This window comes from Sphingobium sp. FW306-1B-F04DB (assembly GCF_058781925.1).
This window is the reverse complement of record NZ_JBYSXE010000008.1, coordinates 87120-108105: the sequence shown is the minus strand read 5'-3', so window position 1 is coordinate 108105 and position 20986 is coordinate 87120. Positions and strand designations below refer to the sequence as shown.

Here is a 20986-nt window from a genome sequence, read left to right as displayed (position 1 = left end):
TTTGGACGACGGTCTCGGGGAAGACCGCGTTGATCGCGTCGGGGAAGCCCTTGAGGCCATCGACGACGGCGATCAGGATATCGGCGACACCGCGATTCTTGAGCTCGTTCATGACCCTGAGCCAGAACTTCGCGCCTTCGGTCTGTTCTATCCAGATGCCCAGAATCTCCTTGGTGCCATCGGGCAGGATGCCGAGCGCGATGTAGACCGCCTTGTTGCGGACGAAGCCCTCGTCGCGGATCTTGACCCGGATCGCGTCGAAGAAGACCAGCGGGTAGCAGGCGTCGAGCGGTCGACCCTGCCACTCGGCAACGGCCTCCAGCACGGCATCGGTGATCGTCGAGATCAGGTCGGGCGACACGTCGATCCCATAAAGCTCTTCGAGATGCCCGCGGATCTCGCGCACGCTCATGCCGCGCGCGTACATCGAGATGATCTTGTCATCAAAGTCGGGAAAGCGGCGCTGATACTTGGCGATCAGCTTGGGATCGAAGGTGCCCGCGCGGTCGCGGGGCACATCCAGCGTCAGCCTCGACGTCCCCGTCAGCACCGTCTTCTTCGACGAGCCATTGCGCCGATTGAAAGTTGCGCCTTCGGCGCTTTCTGTCTCGAGATGATCGTCCAGCTCGGCCGAGAGCATCCGCTCCGACAACGCCTTCTTCAACTCGTCGAGCAACCCGTCTTTCGCGAACAGCTCCTGCGGATCACGCCCAGCGAGAAGCTGGTCCAGCACATCCTTGTCGATCGCCATATCGATGGTCCTTTCTTATCCATCTATATGACCTCGCGCACAAAATTCCTGACAGTTCCCTTGCCGTTCGAGCCATTCGCCCCGGCAGCGGCGATGTTTGCCCGCTTGGTCTTCCCCTTGCCGACGCCCTCCAGCTGACCGCTCCACGGGCTCTCCTCAACATATCCCTTGCCCTTGAGCCACTTCCAGTAGCCCGAGAGGAATGACAGGTACTTCTCCGTGGTCTTGCGGCTGATCGTGGTCAGGAGCCGCTCTGATACGAAACGACCAGCCACCTTGCGGTTGAGGCCTTCGATAGTCTGCGGTGCGCCAGCTGCAGCGCTCCACTCCCGATAGACGCGAACAGCACGGCGGGCCTCGTCGAAACTACGGGGCCGGAGACCGCTGGTTGCGAGATAGGTTTCCAGCATGGCGTCGATGGGTGTGGCTTGGCCGCTGGCGACCTCATAGAACTCCTGCGCCACCGCTCGGCCCGCCTTCTTTTCGATCTCTTCGGCTCTGTCCTTCAGAAGGAACGACAGCGTCTCGGCTTCGCGGCGGTCTGTCTTGGTATCGATTTCCTCGCGCCATTCAAGCGCCTCTCCGGTGAGCGATGCCTTACCTTGCTTGGCCTTCAGGGCGGCGGCGGTGATCTGATCCTTCAATTCTTGCACCACGCCATGCTTGATGCGTTCGGCATTGGCGGGACTGTCAGTGTGGAGGGAACGCTTTAGACGCGTCGGTAGGATGTCATGCAGCGATCTCGGGACGGCGACGGAAACGCGGATGGTGCCGTTGTTCCATTCAAGATAGGGGCCAAGCGAGGGTTTGCGAGAGGCCATGAAAACTCCAGAGAGAGTTGGTGCGTACCTCACGCGTACCTCAGATGCGTACCTCATTGCAACGATGAAACAGGCAGAAATCAGGGAAAATGCGGTATGTCACCCCATGTGGCGTAGACTCCCACCCTCTCCGCCAGAGAAGACGCAGTTCTGCGGCTTAGCGAGAAATTTCGCTTTTCACTCACCAGCTTGACTTCATTGCTGCGCGATCTTCAGATCGGGGCGCTCTTCCTCAGACGAAGGACAGCATAACGATAGGAAACTCCTTGTCGCGAAGTTGGTTCATAAGGGGATAGGAAGATTCCTCTTATGAAGAAGATGATCCAGGATGGCGAAATCCTGGGTGCCGCGTTGGCCCATGATTTTTTAGAACGTGACCATGTCTCGGCCGAAACTTCGCGCGACCAACTGCGCCGGGCAAAACCTGGAGATGATGACTATCGGAACGCGCGTGCGTTTCAATGTCGGTGGCTTGCGAATCGGACGCGCAAACCTGCAGTGCGCTCACGCATGCTCGATTTCGCGCTGCACTATGAGCGACTTGCCGGCTGCGATGCCGACAGGAGGGCGTATGATCCGCAAACTGCCTTCGGGTGAATTTCGGCTCTATTCGCGAAAGACCGACCCCAAAACGGGTAAACGCCGAAATCTCGGCACTTTTGCGACGCGCGAAGCGGCCGAGAAGCACGAGCGCGAAGTGCATTATTTCAAGCGCCATTGACGGGGTGCATATGGCCAAGCGAAAGAAATGGTCGCAAGACGTCACCGAGCACTCGAACGCGCTCAATCTCGAACAGGGCGTGTTCGCGCTTGAAGACCCCGCCGCGATCGCGAAATCGCTCAAGCATTCGGCCGAGCACAGCCGGCGAAGAAGGACGAGCGCCTTCCAGTCGGCGATGTCGATGCTGACCTTCTATATCAATCGTGCCGGCGGCAATCTGCCGAAGGAGCGACAGCGCATCCTCGAGGTGGCCAAGGACGAGTTGCGCAAGGCATTTGGGCGCAAGGAACAAATGCGGGATTGATCGTGTATCGCGCAGGATGAAAGTGGGAACAGGCCAGTCTCACCTCCGTTGCATCCTATGAGCGCGGGAAAAACGACACGCACTGGAGAATGCCATGAGTATCGCGCCGCGACTCCACGCCTTTCTCGACGACCAGGAAGCGGAATATGAAGTCGTTGGGCACGCACCCACCAGGTCCGCGATGCAGAGCGCGCTGATCTGTGGCATCCCGGCGAAGCAGATCGCCAAGGCAGTGCTGCTCGAGGTCGGGGATCTCCATCTGCTCGCGGTGCTGCCGGCCGACCGACGTGTCAGCCTTACTGAATTGCATGCTGATCTTGGCGGCAAGCCGCGCCTTTCCGACGAAGAGGATCTGAAGTTCGTGTTCGAGGACTGCGCACCCGGCGCGGTTCCCCCGCTCGGCACCGGATATGGAATTGCGACGATCGTCGACAACAGTCTCGATGATCAGCCCGACATTTATTTTGAGGCCGGCGATCACGTCTCGCTGGTCCACATGGGCGGCCAGGAATTCGAGCGCCTGACGCGACAGGCGCGGCATGGGCACTTCAGCGAGCGATGGGCGACAATGGAGTGAGCACAATGGCAAGCGAACGAAAGACCTATTCGGCCCAGGATGTGCGTCAGGGTGAGATTATCCTCCGCCATCGCTGGAGTCGCGCCATCTTCATCGCCGCGCTCGTGGGGATGGTCATTCTTGCCGCGTTGATCCAGGCGGCGCTGTAACGGCCAAAGGGCGCTGCGGCTGGGCGGGACAGAAAGGGGAAACTCGATCCGCAAGGAGGCTGAGATGAAAGTGAGCGAGTGCATGACGCGCGAGGTGCGCATCGCCGATCCCGATGAAACGGTGCAGCAGGCTGCGCGGACGATGGGCAAGATCGATGCGGGTATCCTGCCCGTCGGGGAAAATGATCGACTGGTCGGCATCCTCACCGATCGTGACATCGCGGTGCGCGTCGTAGCCAATGGCAAGGAGGCGGGTACGACGGTGCGCGATGTGATGAGCGCGGAGGTCAAATATTGCTTCGCCGATGACGATGTTCACGATGTGCTAGACAATATGGGCAATATCCAGGTCAGGCGCCTGCCCGTCCTCGACCGCGAGAAGCGGCTCGTGGGCATCGTATCGATCAGCGATCTTGCCGCCAATGGCGAGGCGCCGCGTGCCGGCGAGGCGCTCTGCGAGATCACGCGGACCAGCGGCCTTCATTCGCAGACCGTCTGATCGGCGGACGTTAGGTGTGCGGGGCGTGCCCGCCAGCCAAGATGCGCGATCGACAGCGGTTCGATTCTCACCGCGCCCCTAAGCATTCGTCCGCCCGATACCCGGAACGATCCGTCCGATATGTAGAACCAATGGCGGCGCCGGGCGTTGAGTTTACATCAAAATTGGCATCAAAATTGGAGGCGAACATGCGCAAGACAATGCTAATCGCAGCAGGCCTCGCGACCTTCGCAGGTCTTGGAGGATGCGCGCACGACGAAACGTCGCGCGACGCGCTGCGCGGCGCCGGTATCGGCGGTGTCGGCGGTGCGGTAGCCGGTGCGGTGATCCCTGGCCTTGGTGTCGCGGAAGGCGCGGCAATCGGCGCGGTCGGCGGTGCGGCCGTCGGCGCGGTCACGTCGGAGGGCCAGCGCAAATGGTATCGTGATAGCCGCGGCCGGCAATATTACATCGATAGGAACGGTCGCCGCGTCTACCGCGACTAGGCGGGGTCGCGTCCGACCTCCATCGGTGCGGGCATGGCTGGCCTCCCCGCCGGGCGATCATCGGCATCCGGCAGGGTGGGCGCAGCTTTTGGCGTGGTGGCGATACATGCCCTGCTGGGCTATGCGTTCATCGCCGGGCTAAGGGTGACCTTGCCTGGACCGCCCGACTTGGAGCCCGCGCCGCCCATCGTTTTCGCTCTGGAGCCCCCTCCGCCGCCTGAGCCGCCCCGCAAGCCGCCACCAGAACCGCGCGAGTCCGCTGAACCGGGTGGCGCTGCGCCGGCCCCGAAGGCGCGGCCGTTGCCGCAAGCCGCAACACCAGCCCCGGTGATCCCGGCCCCGCCCCGTCTGATCGCTGTGCCGCCCGTGATAACCGGCGATAGCCCGGCGGGGGGCGGCACGGGCGGCGTCGGAACGGGCGAAGGACCGGGAGGCGCCGGTTCGGGGCAGGGCGAGGGTGTCGGCGACGGCGGGGGATTCACCGGCGCCCGGCAAATCCGCGGCCGCTTTCGCAATTCGGACTTTCCGGCCTCCGCCAGGGGGGCAGGTCGGCTCAAGATCGGCGTCCGCTACGCGGTCGGTCCCTCCGGCCGCGTCGACCGATGCGAGATCATCGCGCCGAGCGGCTATCCCGAGGTCGACGCGATGACCTGTCGCGTGATCGTCGATCGCTACCGCTTCAAGCCGGCGCGCGACGAACAGGGTTTTCCCATCACTGAGGTGATGGAAGAGGATTACTCGTGGATGAGGGACTAGGAAAACGTGGCGTGCGGCGGTCCACCGTTCAGCCAAGGTCTACTGAACGGACCGGCTTTCCGCCTCACCAAGCGGACCCCCTCGCCATCGCGGCATTTGTCATTCTATGGATCTTCGCCGCGCTTGCAGGTCGGAATGCTGCTGGCAGATGATGATTGCCCCTAAATTGGGCTATCGCATCAGTACCCACACGGCGATCGCGACAGCGATCAGGATCAGGACCAGCCAGATCGCCCAGTGCATCCTGAATCCCGGCCGGCCGCCGTGTTTGCCGTGATCAGGATGAGCCGCGCGCTCGAACGTTCGTGCCTTCAGGCCGGCGGCGGCTTCGGCACCCGTCCGGTTTAGTCGAACCTGTCGGTCGACGGCATCCACCCAATCATGGGGTATGGTCTGAAGCTCGCCGTCGGCTGAGCCCAACCTTCTGATAATGAACCCTTCGGGCGACCCGTTTTCGACCATGCCAATGAGTTCACCATCGGCGGTTAAGACCTGCATTCCGCGAGCAGGTTTGAGATCGGCCATGCGATCCTCCTGTCCAGGTAAATGAAACGCCGGGCGTGTTGGGTTTGTTCCGGTGCCGTAACTGCCGGTCGCCACTCAAAGATAAGAGAGCGAGGGACGCGCGGCATGCGGAGCCCGAGATTTCGTGAGAGGAGTTCACTCATCGCCCGCCGGTTCGGTATAGCGCCGCTGGATCGCTGCCCGGATCAGCGCGAGGCTGGTGCCTGCATCAGATGAATTGCATCGCTCGACGATCGCCGCCTCATCGGCCAGTTCGTCGTCTCCGATGACGTCCCGGAACCACGCAGAATAATCACCCTGACGAAGATGGTGGAGCCAGGTTTCGGAATCGACACCCTCGGCAAGCTCGACAAATGCGATCAAATTCTGTGCGCGCAATCTGAGCCGGGCTTCGGGACCCCGAAAGTAAAAGCTGCGATCGATGCTCAAGGCGCCTTCGGCATATTTGCGAATGTGGCGCTTGTGCTGTGCCACCGGCTCTTCGACCGTAACCACATATGGAGGATCGCCGCTGGCCTTGTCCCAGAACCACACCTCATCGTCACCCGGCGGACGAGACGGCAGCATCGGAATCTCGGTTTCGGACAGTGTGCAGAAAGTTGCGACCACCTGGGCTGCCTCCGGTCCGGTCACGACGAGCGTGTTGATCGACCTGACCAGCGAAATGGCCATTTCTTCCGGCTTCAAGGCGATAAAGATGGAACCCGGCAGGGCTGCGGCACCGGACATTATGGTGTCAGGTTGGGTTGCTGGAAAGAAATGATGACTTTCATCGAGCAACAACCAGTGAGGTCGGCCATGGCGCGGGCGCATGGCACTGATGGCTCCGTGCAAATCAGCGAAAAAGGCAGGGCGGTCCGGAATCGGGACGTCGAGGAGGCCGAGCACCACGCTTTCATCCGGACGGTCGAGCAGGGCGATTGCTTCCTCGACCAGCGGTGCTCGTTCCGCGGATCCCAACTGGGCGATGCCATCAAGGACATCATAATCGCCCTCCGGATCGACCACAGCGATCTGTGTCCCTGATGCAAGAATCTGCTCGATCAGCGCCATTGCGAGACTTGATTTTCCCGCCCCCGAGGCGCCCGCAATGAGCGTGATACTGTGCGCGGCGTTGAGACGGACGACGCCTTGTTCGGCCCGTCCCAGCCGCACGCCGTGCCGCGACGCGCGAATGCCGAATGAATCCGGTTGCTCGAGCCAGCGCGCGATCAGTTCGCAGACACCCGCACCATGATCGTTCGAAGTGATCTGATCGACCTCGCGCTTCACGGACTCGAGCGCGTTCGCGACGGCTGCCGAATATCCGCATGCCATCAGGAATGCGTGATCGTTTTCGGCGTCGCCGATGGCGACGACATTGACCGGCGAGAGCTTCAGGCAGGAAAGCGCCTCCGCGAGTCCGCTCGATTTATTGATTCCCGGCGGAAGGCACATCACCGCGCCCTTGTTGAAGATGATTTGCCATTCCAGCCCCAGTTCGTGCACGACTTCCAGCACCGTGCCTTCATGCGGCGACCAGGTGGCGACAATGCTCTGGCCGACCGACAGCGGTGCGATGCCGCGCGCCGTCAACGCCGAAACGAGTTCCGGTGGCGGCGCGGGCGCGATCGACCGGACTTCGCCTTCAGCCGGCAAGAAAAGCAGCGCGCCATTTTCGGCCACGACCGCGTCGAACATGCCGATTTCCGGGAAGAGGCGCTGCAGTTCGGGAAGCTCGCGCCCCGTGACCAGGATCAACCTTCTGCCGCTTTCCCTGAAACGGCGAAGGCATGCGATCGTCGTCTCAGGAACGAGGCCGTCCTGGGCTAGCGTACCGTCATAGTCGGCAGCCAGAGCAACGTAGAACATGTCCCGGAAAAGCTTGGGCAAGACCTTTCGTTCCCGGCCTTGGCTGTGGCTCGCTGGCGCAGCCTTTTTTCACGGCATCCGGGAGAATTCGATCACGCTGCGGCTCAAGGGCGACCGAGCAGCACAAGCACGATGATCAGGACGATTGCCAGCAAACCCGATCATCCTGATGGATCGACCCCCAGCGCGCTTGCGATGACACGCTCCCATGCCCGCTCCGCTTCGGGATCGTCGGCGAGCGCCGGAGGCGGATCGCGCATCGCCTTCAGCACCGCGACGGCCTCGCCCTCGAACTCTTCCCAGCTCGCATCGACGAGCTCGGCGGCGCTCTGGCCGGGCGGCGTGGCGCCGTGGGCATTTCGACTATAGTGGCATCCCGCGAGCACGCGAGCGATCCGTTCGATGATGTCCATGGTCGTATTCCGACTGATTGAGACACTCGCTGAACGCATCCGCAAAGCGCAATATCCCTCCCATATGCTCCCCGTCATAACAGGGCGGGGCGGTGAACCTGCGTGCCCGCGTGGCGTTGTCCTATTGCGTGGATCGGAGGCCGAACAAATGGGTGCAAGCTGGTGGCGGCAGGGCGTGATCTATCAGATCTACCCCCGCTCGTTTCAGGACGCCAACGGCGATGGCGTCGGCGATCTTGCGGGTATCGAACGCCGGCTCGACTATCTTTCAGGCCTGGGCGTGGATGCGATCTGGCTATCGCCCATATTCCGCTCACCCATGGCGGATTTCGGATATGATGTCGCCGATTATTGCGCCATCGATCCGCTCTTCGGAACGCTTGGTGATTTCGACCGGCTGCTTGCGGCAACGCATGCGCGCGGTATCAGGCTCATTCTCGATTTCGTGCCCAATCACAGTTCAAGCCAGCATTCGTGGTTCACTGAAAGCCGTTCTTCGCGATCGAGCGCAAAGCGCGACTGGTATATCTGGCGCGATCCTGCGCCTGGCGGCGGACCGCCCAACAACTGGATCAGCGATTTCGGCGGTCCGGCATGGGAATATGATCCCGCGACCACCCAATATTACTATCACGCCTTCCTGAAGGAACAGCCCGATCTCAACTGGCGCAATCCCCAAGTCCGCAAGGCAATGCTGGACGTGCTTCGCTTCTGGCTGGACCGGGGCGTCGACGGTTTCCGGATCGACGTATTATGGCACCTGATCAAGGCGGAAGGCTTTCCGGACAATCCGACCAATCCCGATTACCGCACCGGCATGGGCGAGATGCATAGTGTTCTGCAATTGCATTCAACCGATCAGCCCGAGGTTCACGACATCGCAGCCGATATGCGGCGATTGGCGGACGACTACGGTGATCGGCTGCTCATCGGCGAGGTCTACCTGCCGCTCGAGCGACTCATGACATATTATGGCGACGGCGCGGGCGTACACATGCCCTTCAACTTCCAGTTGATCGATGCGCCCTGGAACGCGCGGACTCTCGCGCATCTGATCGCCGATTATGAGGCTGCGCTTCCGTCCGGCGCCTGGCCAAACTGGGTGCTGGGCAATCACGACCGGCCGCGCATCGCAGCAAGGGTCGGCAAGGCACAGGCACGCGTCGCCGCGATGCTGCTGTTGACCCTTCGTGGAACGCCCACGCTCTATTATGGCGATGAGCTGGGTATCGGGTCCGTCGATATTCCGCCGGAGCGGGTCCGCGACCCGCGCGAGTTTCGCGAACCGGGTCTTGGTCTCGGCCGCGATCCCGTTCGCACCCCCATGCCTTGGCAAGGGGACGTTCCGCATGCCGGATTTAGCGATGTCGAACCCTGGTTGCCGCTCAATAGCGACTGGCATGTGCGGAACGTTGAAACGCAAAATGGGGACCCGGATTCGATGCTGGGGCTCCACCGGCGCCTGCTCGCGCTCCGCCGCGAGCATCGGGCGCTTGCGGACGGCACCATAAGCCTTCTCGATTCACCCGAAGATTTGCTGGCCTATGAGCGTCGTGCCGTTGATGAGCATCTGCTCGTCCTGCTCAACCTGAGTGGCGAACCTCAAAATTTCGATCTGCCGGAGGGCGCCAGTCAAAGCGAAATGCTCGTCTCGACATTGGCCCACCGTCCGGTGACCGCTTCACGCAGTCTGACGCTTGCGCCCGATGAGGGCGTGGTCGTGAGGGTGTTCGCATGAGCGCCATGCGGGTCGCGATGCTTGCGCCCATTTCCTGGGCGACGCCGCCGCGCGACTATGGCCCCTGGGAACTCGTGACCAGCCAGCTTACCGAGGCGCTGGTCGCGCGCGGCATCGACGTCACGCTTTTCGCGACCGTCAACTCCGTGACGGCCGCCAGGCTCGAGGCGATTGTTCCCTGCGGTTATTCCGAGGATCCGGCTCTGGATGCCAAGGTGTGGGAAGCCATCCATATTGCGCGCCTCTTCGAACGGGCCGATGCGTTCGACCTCATCCACAACCAGGCCGACTTCATGCCGCTCGCCTTTTCGCGGCTGGTGGACACGCCTATGGTCGCGACCATTCACGGCTTCTCGTCCGAACGCATCCTGCCGATTTTCCAACGCTACCAGGATCGCGTTCATTATGTCGCGATCAGCGACGCCGACCGGCATCCAGAGCTCGAATATGCGGCGACCATCCATCACGGCATCCCGGTCGAGCAATTTCCCTTCAATCCCAACCGTGGCGAGGCACTCCTCTTTTTCGGCCGCATCCATCCCGACAAGGGCACCGTCGATGCGATCGCAGCGGCCCGCGCGACTGGTCACCGCCTCGTCATGGCGGGCATCGTCCAGGACCGGGCCTATCATGCGCGCGACGTGGCGCCCGCAATCGACGGCGATACGGTTTCCTATCTTGGCAGCATAGGCGGGCAGCAACGTCTGAGCGTCCTCGGCGAGGCGAAGGCGCTGTTGCATCTCATTCATTTCGACGAGCCGTTCGGGCTATCGGTCATCGAGGCGATGGCTTGCGGCACGCCGGTGATCGCCTATCGCCGCGGCGCGATGCCCGAACTCATCGAGCATGGCGTAACGGGCTTTCTCGTCGATACTCTGGACCAGGCCGTCGTTGCGATCGGAAGGCTGGCGGAAATCGATCGCACCGCTTGCAGGCGCGCAGTCGAGGCCCGCTTCACGGTCGGCCAGATGGCGGATCGCTATCTGGCGCTCTACCGCGCCGTGCTGGCCCGCGCGCCCGCGATCAGCCCGTGCCGGGGTTGAATGACGACGGATCGCTTGCGGGAAATGACTCTGTTTGGCTGGGCCGCGACGCTCGTGATGGGTGCAGCGGCGCTCGCCATGTTCCTCGTGTGACCGGTAAGGCGGTCGTCAGTCCGCTGCGGCCAGCCAATCCCGCATGGCCAATTCCTCTGTAGAACGCGTTTCGGCTTCCATGCTCTTTGCCATTATGTCGAGTGCCCAGGCGTGGCGCTGCGCGCTGCTGCTTGCGCTCGCATCGCTTGGCACCCAAATATCATAGTCGCGCATATGCGCGTCCGCGGCGGTGAACAGGACGCAGATATCTGTCGCGATCCCGGTCAGGATCAGCCGGCTGACGCCGAGCCTGGGGAGCAAGACCGGCAGGTTCGTGGCATAGAATCCCGAGAATTGCGGCTTGACTACGAAATAGTCCTCGTCGCGCGGCGCCAGACGCTGAACGAACTCCTGTCCATGGCTTTCGGGCCGCATGCAGAATTCGACAATCCCGGGCGCCCCGACATGCCATAAGCCGTAATTGTCGTTTACATACACAACGGGCACGCCATGTTCGGTCGCTGCGTCGCGCAGCCGATCGATCCGGGCGGCCGCGGCGGTCGCTTGCGCGCACATCTCGCGCCCGCCGGGAAAGCGCAGGTCGTTGATCAGGTCGACGATCAGCAAGGCGGTGGCGCCGGGGGCGGGATTCTTGCTCACCAGGTCTGCCATCGTCGATCTCCTGCGCTCCCGCCTCGCTTGATAACTTGTACGCGTGGATAAACGCTCCGCACGGCCAAGTTGATATTTCCAAGCAGATGTTGGGGTAATGGGCTTCGCGCTGCCTGTCTTCGCGGCGCCGCATGGATCGAACGCCGCGCGGAAATACGGGGCGAGCGGGAGCCATTGACCGCGTCGGCGGTTATTCAGCCGGGACGGCAGGTCTCCGGCGGTAAGCCGGCTGGCCCCAAACCGAGCAGCGGGGAGCAGCTGGAAGGAACAGTGCCATGCCCGTCCAGGAACCGATGATCCATGAAGACGCGCTGCCCGGCCATGAAAGCCGGCTGGAGCCCAAGCCTGACTGGGAGCCGCGTTATGCGGGTTCTGATCGTCTGAAGGGCAAGGTCGCGATCATCACTGGCGCCGACAGTGGGATCGGCCGCGCGGTTGCAGCGCTCTACGCCCGTGAAGGAGCGGACATTGCTGTCCTCTATCTCTGTGAGCATGACGACGCTGCAAAGACCCGGGAGATTGTCGAACGCGAAGGGCGCCGGGCGATCACGATCGCTGGCGACATCGGCGATCCAGCATTCTGCGCCGAGGCGGTACGGCAGGTGATCGGCCGCTTCGGGCGCATCGACATCCTCGTCAACAATGCGGGCGAACAGCATCCCGACAAGGATATCCGCGACATCACCGAAGAACAGCTCAGGCGCACTTTCCAGACCAACATCTTCGGCATGTTCTTTCTGACGCAGGCCGTACGGCCTCATCTCAACAAAGGCGCAGCAATCATCAATTGCACGAGCGTTACGATGTATGAGGGTTCGGAGGAACTGCTCGATTATTCAAGCACCAAGGGGGCGATTACCGCCTTTACGCGCAGCCTTTCCGAGAATCTTGTCGGCAAGGGCATACGCGTGAACGCCGTCGCGCCTGGTCCTATCTGGACGCCGCTCAATCCTTCCGGCGGATCGTCCCCCGAAAAGCTCGAACATTTCGGCGAGAATACCCCGATGGGCCGCGCCGGTCAGCCCAATGAGGTGGCACCGAGCTTTCTGTTCCTCGCATGCGAGGACGCGAGCTACATGTCGGGGCAGGTGCTCCATCCCAATGGTGGCACCATCGTGAACGGCTGAATGCAAAGGGCAGCGCGTCCGGGCGCGCTCGAAATAGGGCCCGCTCCCTCGTCAGGGGGCGGGCCCTTGTCTGCTTACCAGGGATAGTCCACGCGGTAATAATCGTAGACGCTGCGTCCATAGTCGCGGTCATAGACCGGCTCCTGGCCCGCCGCATAGCGCGGTGCACCCTCGAGCCGGGACTTGTCGAGGTCGACGACATAGCCGCCCTGGTTCGTGTCGTAGGTCAACATGCTCCATGGCAGCGGATAATAATCCTGTCCGACACCGAGAAAGCCGCCGAACGACAGCACTGCATACTGGACGTTGCCTGACATCTTATCGACCATGAAATTGTAGATCGAGCCAAGGCGCTCTCCATCGCGGCCATAGACCGCGGTGCCCTCTACCTTGTTGGACGCAATGAGTGTCGAGGTTTCGTCGGTTGCGATATCTTGGGTCATGGGTCCTCTCCTTTGCTGGATGAGGAGTGAACGGGCGGCAGTGCTCAAGGGTCCGCTCATTTCGGCTGCGACAGGACAGTTTGTCGAAAAGCCCTGAACGATGCGGCTGTGGAGACGGCACGCATTCCTTCCGGCCGACGGTCACGCAAGCTTTAGCCCCTCCTTGTTCATGCTCGCCATCAGCGCCTTGCGTTCGGCATCACCCAGCTTTGCGTCGAAGGCTGGAAAAATCTCCTGTTCCTCGGCCTTCATATGGGCCTCGAGGCTTTCGCGCAGCGAAGCGATGGTGGAAAGGAAACTCGCACCATTGTTGGGCATGGTGTCGAGCTCGAATAGATAATGCTTCACGTCGCCATGCTCGACGACCAGCCGTTCGGCCTCTTCACGCGCGCCATGTTCGCGCATGGCGGGATAGATGACATTTTCTTCCTGGAACGCATGCCTGCCGAGCGCGTGTTTGATCTGGTAAAGCAGCATCGCCCGCCGGGTTGTCTGCCTGTCGCTCGTTGCTTCCATGGCATCGAACAGCTTGAGCACCGCCCTGTGCTCGGTCGCCAGGGCGTCGCGCCAGCTTCCAGCAAACATGCCTGGCGCCTGGACCGCGAGCTTGCGGCCGAAATTGGCTGCGAGGCCGGCGGCCACGCCGAGCGCTGCCACACCCATCATTTTCAGTGCGCTATGCTGATTGGCGGAATTTTGCGATCTATTCCTGGCGGTCGCCATGATCCTTCTCCATTACCTCGTTCCTGAGCGGTCCCATGTCTGGCTCACAGCTCGAAACCCCGAGCCACTATCTGCGATCCGGGCTTCGTCAGCCCTTCTTCGCTTCCTCGTGGTCGGCGCGCTTCGGCATGTTCGGCTGCACCTTGTCGGCCTTGGTCGCGCGCGTTGGCTGCGGATCCCCGCCGAGCGCGGTCCTTTCCTCGTCACGTGATCCGATCTCGGTTGCGGTGGCGCCCCCACTGCTTCCCGATTGCGAGGGTGCAGGTGGGCGCTGGCGCGGATCTGCGTCGCTGCCGCCGCGCGGCCTGTTTCCTGATTGGGTCATTGTGTTTCTCCGCCGAACATTTCTTGACAGTCCCTGATCCATTCCCTCCCGCCGGATGCCTAGCGCTCGAAGATGCCAACCAGTTCGGCCTGCGCTAGAATATGAGGTTGCGTCGCTGCCCAGATCGCTGCCGCACGATCCCCAGGCTCGATGTCGAGCCGATCGACGTCGAGCGCGGCCAAGCGGAAGTGATAATGATGCGGGCCGTGCCGTGCGGGCGGTTGGGGGCCATCATAACCGATATTGCCGAAATCATTGGCGCCCTGGCGCAATTCGCTGCTCGGCCTGCCGTCACCCTCGTGGAGTCCTGGCTTGCCGGCAGGAATGTCATAGACGGCCCAGTGGCGGAACGTGCCGCCCGGCGCATCGGGATCCTCGACGATCAGTGCAAAGCTTCGCGTCGCTTCGGGAGCGTCGCTCCATTCAAGCGGCGGCGAGAGATTGGCCCCGTCGCGCACGAACCGGTCCGGGACGCGCGCGCCCTCGGCAAAGGCGGGACTGGTGAGCGAGAGTGTCATGAGCGTGACCTCCTGCTCGGGTCAACCCATCCCCGGTACACTTGTTCCACGCCCTTCAATTGGCGCGGCTACGACTTCGGGAACGCTCGCTCCAGTCGGATCGTTTGTGCAACGGGAGGGCGCTGGACCTGCCGGGATGCGCGCCGAATATCGCCAGACTCTGTCCGCTATTCTGCTGCTGTGCCTTGCCGCCTGTGGCGATCGTGCCAAGCTTCCCCTGTCGGCTGGAATGGGACCCGCGCCCACCCTGCCGCCGCCCAATCAAACGCTGATCCCTACCGTAAAGGTTGCCGAGGCGACCGGGTGGCCAGCCGGGGCCCGCCCTGTCGCGGCCCGAGGGCTGGCAGTTTCGCCCTTTGCCTGCGACCTCGATCATCCTCGCTGGATACATGTGCTGCCGGACGGCGATGTGCTTGTCGCTGAAACCGCTGCTCCGCCGCGCCCTGACGATGGAAAGGGCATAAAAGGCTGGTTCCTGAAGATGTTCATGAAGAAGGCTGGTTCAGCGGTGCCCAGCGCGAACCGGATCACGTTGCTACGCGACGCCGACGCCGACGGCATGGTGGAGACGCGCTCCATTTTTCTCGACGGATTGAACTCGCCTTTCGGCATGCAGCTCGTCGATAATGACTTCTATGTCGCCAATACCGACGCGATTGTGCGCTACTCGTACCGGACGGGGCAAACGCGCATAACGATCCCGGGCACCAAATTGGTCGATCTTCCCGGCGGCACGCTCAACCATCACTGGACCAAGAACATCATCTCCAGTCCGGACGGCGGCCACCTCTACGCCACCGTCGGCTCGAACAGCAACGTTGCCGAAAATGGCCTGGAAGCCGAGAAGGGACGCGCGGCGATCTGGCAGATCGATCGGCGGACCGGCACCCGTCGCATCTTCGCCTGGGGTCTTCGCAATCCCAACGGGCTGGCCTGGGAGCCTGCCAGCGGCTTGCTGTGGACCACCGTCAACGAGCGCGACGAACTGGGTAGCGATCTGGTCCCCGACTATATGACGAGCGTGCGTGATGGCGGCTTTTATGGTTGGCCGTACAGCTATTTCGGGCGACATGTCGACAAGCGGGTCAAGCCACAGCGGCCCGATCTCGTCGCCAGGGCGATCGTGCCTGATTACGCGCTTGGATCGCACACCGCCGCGCTGGGGCTGGCGTTCTATCGCGGAACCTTGCTTCCTCCCGTCTATCGCGGCGGCGCCTTTGTCGGGCAGCACGGCTCGTGGAACCGCAACCCGCATAGCGGCTACAAGGTGGTGTTCATTCCTTTCGCAAACGGCCGTGCCGCAGGGATCGCGCAGGACATTCTCATCGGCTTTGTCAATGATCAGGGCCAGGCGATGGGGCGGCCGGTGGGCGTTGCCGTCGACAAGGCGGGCGCACTGCTCGTTGCCGACGATGTCGGCAACTGTGTTTGGCGGGTCACGCCGTCCACCGTTTTCAACCGGTAGGCGTTGGGACGAAAATGGCGTGCCGATGATACCATTGGCCGATACTGCGTTCTTACAGTCTGGGCCATTATCAGGATGCCGGACATGAAGCCGCTCACCGAGCAGCATCTCGCCATTTTCAGGCGCCATATGGTCGAGACGATCGATGTCTCCTTCGATCTCATGAGCGAGGAGATCGGAAGCGATCGGATTGACGACACTGTCCGTGCGGCATTTCTGCGTGTGCCGCGCCATCTGTTCGTGCCGCAGCAGTTCGCGGCGGTCGCCTATCATGACGGCCCCCTGCCGATAGGCTTTGACAAAACGATCTCGCAGCCATTCATTGCAGCGCTCATGATCCATCTCCTGGCGCCCGGACGGCACGACAGGATTCTCGAGATCGGCACGGGCCTCGGTTATCAGGCCGCCATTCTGGCAGAGCTCGGCACCCGAATATGGACTGTCGAGATTGTGGAAGAACTTGCCGAACAGGCGCATATCCGCCTCGGACTTGCCGGATATGACGATATCGAAATCCGGGTAGGAGACGGCACGCGTGGCTGGCCCGAATATGCGCCGTTCGACGGAATACTGGTAACGGCGGCTGCGGAGCAGCCTCCCCTCGCTCTGCTGGCTCAGCTGAAGCCGACCGGACGCTTGATCATTCCGCTGGGTGAGCAGGCGAGACAGGATCTCGCTGTCGTCGAGAAGGCATCGGACGGTCGGATCGACGTTCGACGGATCATACCCGTCAAATTCACCGAGCTCGAAATGGCGTAGCGTCGTGAAACGCGTTGAACGGCGCAACCGGACGGGTGCGCTGCGCGTTGCCCGCCGGGCGGTGATAATGGGAATGCGTCATGACCACTCGTCCTCTCACACGCGCAACGGAGCTGGCGTCGAAGGCGTGTACGCCCTTTCCTGGCGAGAGTGCGGCGTATCGTGACGCCAGACAGGCACTACTGGCCGAAGAGATTGAATTCCGTCGGCACATGACTCGCCTGGTGGAGCAGCGCCGTGCCTTGCCGCCGGGACCGCTGATAGAAAAGGACTATCGCTTCAAGGATCAGAACGGCAGCGAAGTCGGGCTTGGAGACCTGTTCGGCGAGCATGAGGCGCTTGTCACCTATTTCTGGATGTACGGTCCGGAACGCGAGCGTCCATGTCCAATGTGCACCAACTGGCTGGGCGCGGTGAATGGCAATGCCGCCGACATCAAGCAACGCGTCGCGCTGAAAGTTTTGGGGCGCAGCCCGGTCGAGCGTCAACTCGCCTTTGCGTCCGAGCGCAGCTGGCAGAATCTCGAGTTCGTCCAGACGGTGGGGGACGACTATGCCAGCGACCTCGGACTCCTCAACGATGACGGTAGCGAGAACCCGGCCCTGATTATTTTTAAGCGCGATGGCGCAAAGACACGCCTCTTCTGGGCCAGTGAGATGACGAGGGAAATGGCGGATCCAGGGCAGGATCCGCGGGACGCACCCGATATCGCTTCGTTGTGGTCTATTCTTGATCTGACACCAGATGGACGGGGAACGGATTGGTATCCAAAACTGAACTACTGACGCGAATGGCGACGTTCGAGACGCATGCGGTCACGCCGGTCTCGACGGCCAGATGCGAAGGCATGGCCGATCCTCTTGGCCGCCATAGGTCGTCACGACAATGAAGCGAGCAGTGCGCCGCAATCTTCCAGGCATGTCGTTGCTCCGCGTGACCAAGATATCCCGGCGGGCCCCGGGGTCAGACGCCACTCCCTCGTCGATTTTCGCGGCTCTTACCACACGTAAGTGATCAGCCGTTGTGCAACTGGATCAAAGCCCGGTGCGCCAGCGTTACTTCAAAACAGACATTGGAGGCTCGTTTGCGTGTCATTCTTTTGCTGGTGCTTGCAGCCCTCATTGTCGGCGTGACCCTCGTCGTATCGCGTAACCGTCCCGCGCCTGTGGAGCCTCCGGCGGCAGCGGTCCAAAGTGTTCCCTCTCCAGCGGGCCGACCGGTGAGCGAGCAACCACTTGCCCCCGACGAGCCCCGACCCATCATGCAGGCGCAGATCGTGCTCGAACGGCTCGGCTTCAGCAGCGGTGTCATCGACGGCAAGGAGGGCAAGTCGTTCGCAGCGGCGCTGCGGGGATTTCAGCAATCGCGCGACCTTGAACCCAGCGGCAAACTCGATGCGGCAACAAAGTCGGCACTCTCCCCCTGGAACAGCATCGCTCCCACCCGGATTGTGACGATTCCGGCCGCTTTCGCTCAAGGGCCATTTACGCCTTCGATTCCAGACGAACTCGAGGGGCAGGCAAAGCTGCCCGCACTTGGCTATCGCAATCTTATGGAAAAGCTCGGTGAGCGTTTCCATACAAATGCGGCCACGCTGATCGAGCTCAACTCTCCCGAGACGCTCGTCGGCGCCGGGCGGACGATCCGCGTTCCCAACATAGGAAACGACGCGGTCGACCCAGCGAAGATCTCCGATGAGGCGTGGCGCACGACCTTGGCCAGTCTTGGCGTTGGTGCGACACAGCCCAAGGCCGAGAGGCTCGAAGTGGATAAATCGGAAGGCGTGCTCAAGGTGTTCGATGAAGGCGATCGGCTGATCGCGCAATTTCCGGCCACGATGGGAAGCGAGCGCGATCCGCTGCCCATTGGCAAATGGACGATCAAGGGAACCTCCTACAATCCAAGCTTTCATTATAACCCCGAGCTATTCTGGGACGCGTCGGCCAGCGACGACAAGGCGGTGCTGCCGCCCGGCCCCAATGGGCCGGTTGGGGTTGTCTGGATCGACCTCTCGAAGAAGCATTACGGCATCCACGGAACACCCGAGCCGGAGAAAATCGGCCGGTCGGAAAGCCACGGCTGCATCCGCTTGACGAACTGGGATGCAGCACGGCTAGCCCTCATGATCGAGCCTGGAACAGCCGCCCACCTGGTCGAATAATGCGGGCCGGCACTGCCTTTGCCGTCGTGGTGACGGCTGTGATCTCCGTGGCTGCCACCAGCCTCTTCTGGAACGCGGCGTTGTTACGCACCGTTGGTACCCAAGCCCCACCAATAACGGAAGCAACCGACGATGGGCAGGAACTGACTTTGCCGGTCGTTGGGATCCAGCGAGCACAGCTCGTCGACACCTTTACGCAAAGTCGAGCCGAGGGTGTGCGGCACCATGATGCGATCGACATCATGGCACCCGCAGGCACCGCCGTTATCGCGGCAGCGCCGGGTACGGTAGAAAAGCTCTTCGTGAGCGAGGCCGGGGGCAACACAATCTATGTCAGAAGTCCTGACGGCGCGTGGATCTACTATTACGCGCATCTGCAAAACTATGCCCCAGGTCTTCACGAGGGCATGCAGATAACTCCCGGACAATCGCTCGGGGCTGTCGGCTCCACGGGAAATGCAGATCCGTCTGCGCCGCACCTCCATTTTGCCCTTCATCGAATGAAGCCGGGCGAGCGCTGGTATCAAGGGATCCCGGTCAATCCCTATCCGCTGCTAGCGGGACCATAGTCGAACGGCACATTGCGCTCGGCCCATCGTCCGCCAGCCGTGCCGTCAGCTCCGCGCGCGGTAGCGATAATGGCCGCGGATACGGCTGTTGAAAAATGTTCCCTTGGAAAAGGCGCGGCGCAGGGCGCCCGCAACCTGCTCGGGCACGTCGTAATAACGATACCTCCGCCCGCTCACGAATTCGATATCGAGCCTGTGGCGCGCCGCATCATAGTCAAAGGAGCGGATGACGGTGGAGGGCATGTACCGACAACGCTTGGCGTGCAGCTGTGTGCCACAGTGGCGACAAGCCGGAGGTTGACCGAAATGTAACGCCTTGCTGCTCAACGCTTGATCAGCGGCGGCGGATAATAGCTGCAATCCGGCTCAATCGCTCGCCACGTCGAAGAGATCGGCCAGTCCACGCGGTTGCGAGCGCCAGTATTGCGGGGGCGCGCTGACGCTGGCGCCAAGCGCCGCGGCGGCATGCCACGGCCAGCGGGGATCGTAGAGAATGGCGCGGGCGAGTCCGATCATGTCGGCATCACCCGTGGCCAGGATCGCTTCGGCTTGTGTGAATTCGGTGATCAGCCCGACGGCGATGACGGGCACCGAGGTTGATGCCTTGACCGCGCGGGCGAGCGGTACCTGATAGCTGGGGCCTGCCGGGATCTTCTGGCGAGGATCGAGCCCGCCGCTCGACACGTTGATCGCGGTGCAGCCTCGGCGCTCGAGCGCCCGGGCAAAGGCGATCGTCTCCTCGACATCCCACCCGCCCTCGACCCAGTCGGTCGCCGAGACGCGCACCGAGACCGGCCGCTCGGCTGGAAAGACCTCGCGTACCGCATCGAAGACTTCGAGCGGGAAGCGCATCCGGTTCTCGAGGCTGCCGCCATAATCGTCGTCGCGGTGGTTGGAGAGCGGCGAGAGGAACTGGTGGAGGAGATAGCCGTGCGCGGCGTGGACCTGGATCGCGTCGATCCCGAGCCGTGCGGCGCGGCGCGCGGCATCTGCGAAGGCCGTGCGGATTCGCGCCATGCCATCGGCATCGAGCGGCTGGGGCGCCACATCGCGCACGGCGAAGGGCAGCGCGGAAGGCGCCTGTGTCTGCCAGCCATGAATGTGATCGGGCGGCAGTTGCGCCCCGCCTTGCCACGGCACCTCGCACGATGCCTTGCGCCCGGCATGCGCGAGCTGGATGGCGATGGGCATATCCGACCAGCGCCGAATGCCTTCGAGCGTGCGCGCGATCGCGGCCTCGGTCGCATCGTCCCAAAGCCCGACATCGGCGTGCGTGATCCTTCCCTCGGGAACCACCGCGGTGGCCTCGATCGTGAGGAGCGCGGCGCCCGAGAGTGCGAGATGGCCGAGATGAATGAGGTGCCAGTCGTTCATGCAGCCATCGACCGCCGAATATTGGCACATGGGCGCGATGACGATGCGATTGGCGAGCTCGAGCGAGCCCAGCTTCAACGGTTCGAACAATCTGGGTGCGCTCATCTTCTGCTCCTGTCTGTCGGGACCAGCGCAGAGATAGGCGCGCCCCTTCCGATTGCTCAGGGGGTGCCGAAAAAATCGC

The 20986-nt window shown here is 62.2% G+C and carries 27 protein-coding genes; 15 read left to right on the top strand and 12 right to left on the bottom strand.

Annotated features, from left to right (window positions below; all coding sequences use genetic code 11):
- Both AC3WJD_RS06560 and AC3WJD_RS06555 read right to left on the bottom strand, forming a co-directional pair.
- The coding region (locus tag AC3WJD_RS06560; RefSeq protein WP_492745610.1) for an IS256 family transposase at nt 1-751 on the bottom strand (751 nt) is incomplete at its 3' end.
- A gap of 23 nt (nt 752-774) precedes the next feature.
- Nucleotides 775-1572 carry a DUF6538 domain-containing protein gene (locus tag AC3WJD_RS06555; protein ID WP_492745608.1) on the bottom strand — a complete coding sequence of 266 codons (798 nt, stop codon included), beginning with the start codon at nt 1570-1572 and terminating at the stop codon, nt 775-777.
- A 309-nt stretch (nt 1573-1881) separates the two neighbouring features.
- Here AC3WJD_RS06555 and AC3WJD_RS06550 point away from each other — a divergent pair, with 309 nt between their 5' ends.
- The 7 genes from AC3WJD_RS06550 (at nt 1882) to AC3WJD_RS06520 (ending at nt 5063) form a co-directional block, all read left to right on the top strand.
- Nucleotides 1882-2169, top strand: coding sequence for a hypothetical protein (locus AC3WJD_RS06550; protein ID WP_492745607.1), 288 nt, complete (start codon nt 1882-1884; stop codon nt 2167-2169).
- Between the two features lie 134 nt (nt 2170-2303).
- On the top strand, nt 2304-2597 hold the full coding sequence (locus AC3WJD_RS06545) for a DUF3175 domain-containing protein (RefSeq protein WP_492745606.1): 294 nt from the start codon (nt 2304-2306) through the stop codon (nt 2595-2597).
- Nucleotides 2598-2691: 94 nt separating this feature from the next.
- The gene (locus tag AC3WJD_RS06540; protein WP_492745604.1) at nt 2692-3174 is read left to right on the top strand and encodes an aminoacyl-tRNA deacylase; all 483 of its coding nucleotides are present in this window, start codon (nt 2692-2694) and stop codon (nt 3172-3174) included.
- Nucleotides 3175-3179: 5 nt separating this feature from the next.
- On the top strand, nt 3180-3323 hold the full coding sequence (locus AC3WJD_RS06535) for a hypothetical protein (RefSeq protein ID WP_492745603.1): 144 nt from the start codon (nt 3180-3182) through the stop codon (nt 3321-3323).
- 64 nt (nt 3324-3387) lie between these two features.
- A complete protein-coding gene (locus AC3WJD_RS06530) occupies nt 3388-3822 on the top strand; it encodes a CBS domain-containing protein (RefSeq protein ID WP_492745601.1) in 435 nt (144 codons plus the stop codon).
- Between the two features lie 188 nt (nt 3823-4010).
- Entirely contained in the window at nt 4011-4307 is a 297-nt protein-coding gene (locus tag AC3WJD_RS06525) for a YMGG-like glycine zipper-containing protein (RefSeq protein WP_492745600.1), read from the top strand.
- 300 nt (nt 4308-4607) lie between these two features.
- Nucleotides 4608-5063 (top strand): energy transducer TonB, encoded by a 456-nt coding sequence (locus tag AC3WJD_RS06520; RefSeq protein WP_492745598.1) that lies wholly within the window; start codon nt 4608-4610, stop codon nt 5061-5063.
- 171 nt (nt 5064-5234) lie between these two features.
- On the opposite strand, the gene AC3WJD_RS06515 is transcribed toward AC3WJD_RS06520, so the two are convergent.
- The 3 genes from AC3WJD_RS06515 to AC3WJD_RS06505 all read right to left on the bottom strand — a co-directional run bounded on the left by AC3WJD_RS06515 (nt 5235) and on the right by AC3WJD_RS06505 (nt 7852).
- Complete coding sequence (locus AC3WJD_RS06515; RefSeq protein ID WP_492745597.1) at nt 5235-5588, bottom strand: DUF2171 domain-containing protein; 354 nt, start codon at nt 5586-5588, stop codon at nt 5235-5237.
- 135 nt (nt 5589-5723) lie between these two features.
- A complete protein-coding gene (locus AC3WJD_RS06510) occupies nt 5724-7460 on the bottom strand; it encodes an HAD-IIB family hydrolase (protein WP_492745596.1) in 1737 nt (578 codons plus the stop codon).
- Nucleotides 7461-7600: 140 nt separating this feature from the next.
- A complete protein-coding gene (locus AC3WJD_RS06505; RefSeq protein WP_492745594.1) occupies nt 7601-7852 on the bottom strand; it encodes a hypothetical protein in 252 nt (83 codons plus the stop codon).
- A gap of 148 nt (nt 7853-8000) precedes the next feature.
- Between AC3WJD_RS06505 and AC3WJD_RS06500 the strand changes: the two genes are divergently transcribed.
- The gene (locus AC3WJD_RS06500; RefSeq protein ID WP_492745592.1) at nt 8001-9590 is read left to right on the top strand and encodes an alpha-amylase family glycosyl hydrolase; all 1590 of its coding nucleotides are present in this window, start codon (nt 8001-8003) and stop codon (nt 9588-9590) included.
- Nucleotides 9591-9595: 5 nt separating this feature from the next.
- Entirely contained in the window at nt 9596-10633 is a 1038-nt protein-coding gene (locus AC3WJD_RS06495) for a glycosyltransferase family 4 protein (protein ID WP_492745623.1), read from the top strand.
- A gap of 108 nt (nt 10634-10741) precedes the next feature.
- On the opposite strand, the gene AC3WJD_RS06490 is transcribed toward AC3WJD_RS06495, so the two are convergent.
- Nucleotides 10742-11338 (bottom strand): cysteine hydrolase family protein, encoded by a 597-nt coding sequence (locus AC3WJD_RS06490; RefSeq protein WP_492745590.1) that lies wholly within the window; start codon nt 11336-11338, stop codon nt 10742-10744.
- Between the two features lie 275 nt (nt 11339-11613).
- On the opposite strand from AC3WJD_RS06490, the gene AC3WJD_RS06485 reads away from it, so the two are divergent.
- Nucleotides 11614-12465 (top strand): SDR family oxidoreductase, encoded by an 852-nt coding sequence (locus tag AC3WJD_RS06485; RefSeq protein WP_492745588.1) that lies wholly within the window; start codon nt 11614-11616, stop codon nt 12463-12465.
- 74 nt (nt 12466-12539) lie between these two features.
- On the opposite strand, the gene AC3WJD_RS06480 is transcribed toward AC3WJD_RS06485, so the two are convergent.
- From AC3WJD_RS06480 to AC3WJD_RS06465, 4 genes are all read right to left on the bottom strand, one after another.
- Nucleotides 12540-12908: a PRC-barrel domain-containing protein gene (locus AC3WJD_RS06480; RefSeq protein WP_492745586.1), complete on the bottom strand. Its 369-nt coding sequence runs from the start codon at nt 12906-12908 to the stop codon at nt 12540-12542.
- A gap of 141 nt (nt 12909-13049) precedes the next feature.
- Nucleotides 13050-13574, bottom strand: a complete 525-nt coding sequence (locus AC3WJD_RS06475) for a hemerythrin domain-containing protein (protein ID WP_492745584.1) — start codon at nt 13572-13574, stop codon at nt 13050-13052.
- Between the two features lie 145 nt (nt 13575-13719).
- Entirely contained in the window at nt 13720-13956 is a 237-nt protein-coding gene (locus tag AC3WJD_RS06470) for a hypothetical protein (protein WP_492745582.1), read from the bottom strand.
- A 59-nt stretch (nt 13957-14015) separates the two neighbouring features.
- Nucleotides 14016-14474, bottom strand: coding sequence for a YbhB/YbcL family Raf kinase inhibitor-like protein (locus AC3WJD_RS06465; RefSeq protein WP_492745581.1), 459 nt, complete (start codon nt 14472-14474; stop codon nt 14016-14018).
- Nucleotides 14475-14610: 136 nt separating this feature from the next.
- Between AC3WJD_RS06465 and AC3WJD_RS06460 the strand changes: the two genes are divergently transcribed.
- The 5 genes from AC3WJD_RS06460 to AC3WJD_RS06440 all read left to right on the top strand — a co-directional run bounded on the left by AC3WJD_RS06460 (nt 14611) and on the right by AC3WJD_RS06440 (nt 19428).
- On the top strand, nt 14611-15939 hold the full coding sequence (locus tag AC3WJD_RS06460; RefSeq protein WP_492745579.1) for a PQQ-dependent sugar dehydrogenase: 1329 nt from the start codon (nt 14611-14613) through the stop codon (nt 15937-15939).
- 84 nt (nt 15940-16023) lie between these two features.
- Nucleotides 16024-16698, top strand: coding sequence for a protein-L-isoaspartate(D-aspartate) O-methyltransferase (locus AC3WJD_RS06455; RefSeq protein WP_492745577.1), 675 nt, complete (start codon nt 16024-16026; stop codon nt 16696-16698).
- An 80-nt stretch (nt 16699-16778) separates the two neighbouring features.
- Nucleotides 16779-17483, top strand: coding sequence for a DUF899 family protein (locus AC3WJD_RS06450; RefSeq protein WP_492745575.1), 705 nt, complete (start codon nt 16779-16781; stop codon nt 17481-17483).
- Between the two features lie 299 nt (nt 17484-17782).
- Entirely contained in the window at nt 17783-18859 is a 1077-nt protein-coding gene (locus AC3WJD_RS06445; RefSeq protein ID WP_492745573.1) for a L,D-transpeptidase family protein, read from the top strand.
- Nucleotides 18859-19428, top strand: coding sequence for a M23 family metallopeptidase (locus AC3WJD_RS06440; RefSeq protein ID WP_492745571.1), 570 nt, complete (start codon nt 18859-18861; stop codon nt 19426-19428). Before AC3WJD_RS06445 ends, AC3WJD_RS06440 begins: the two co-directional genes overlap by 1 nt.
- 45 nt (nt 19429-19473) lie before the next feature.
- On the opposite strand, the gene AC3WJD_RS06435 is transcribed toward AC3WJD_RS06440, so the two are convergent.
- Together AC3WJD_RS06435 and AC3WJD_RS06430 are read right to left on the bottom strand one after the other, a co-directional pair.
- On the bottom strand, nt 19474-19671 hold the full coding sequence (locus AC3WJD_RS06435) for a KTSC domain-containing protein (RefSeq protein ID WP_492745569.1): 198 nt from the start codon (nt 19669-19671) through the stop codon (nt 19474-19476).
- Between the two features lie 123 nt (nt 19672-19794).
- A complete protein-coding gene (locus AC3WJD_RS06430) occupies nt 19795-20907 on the bottom strand; it encodes an NADH:flavin oxidoreductase/NADH oxidase (RefSeq protein ID WP_492745567.1) in 1113 nt (370 codons plus the stop codon).
- Between the last annotated feature and the right edge of the window lie 79 nt (nt 20908-20986).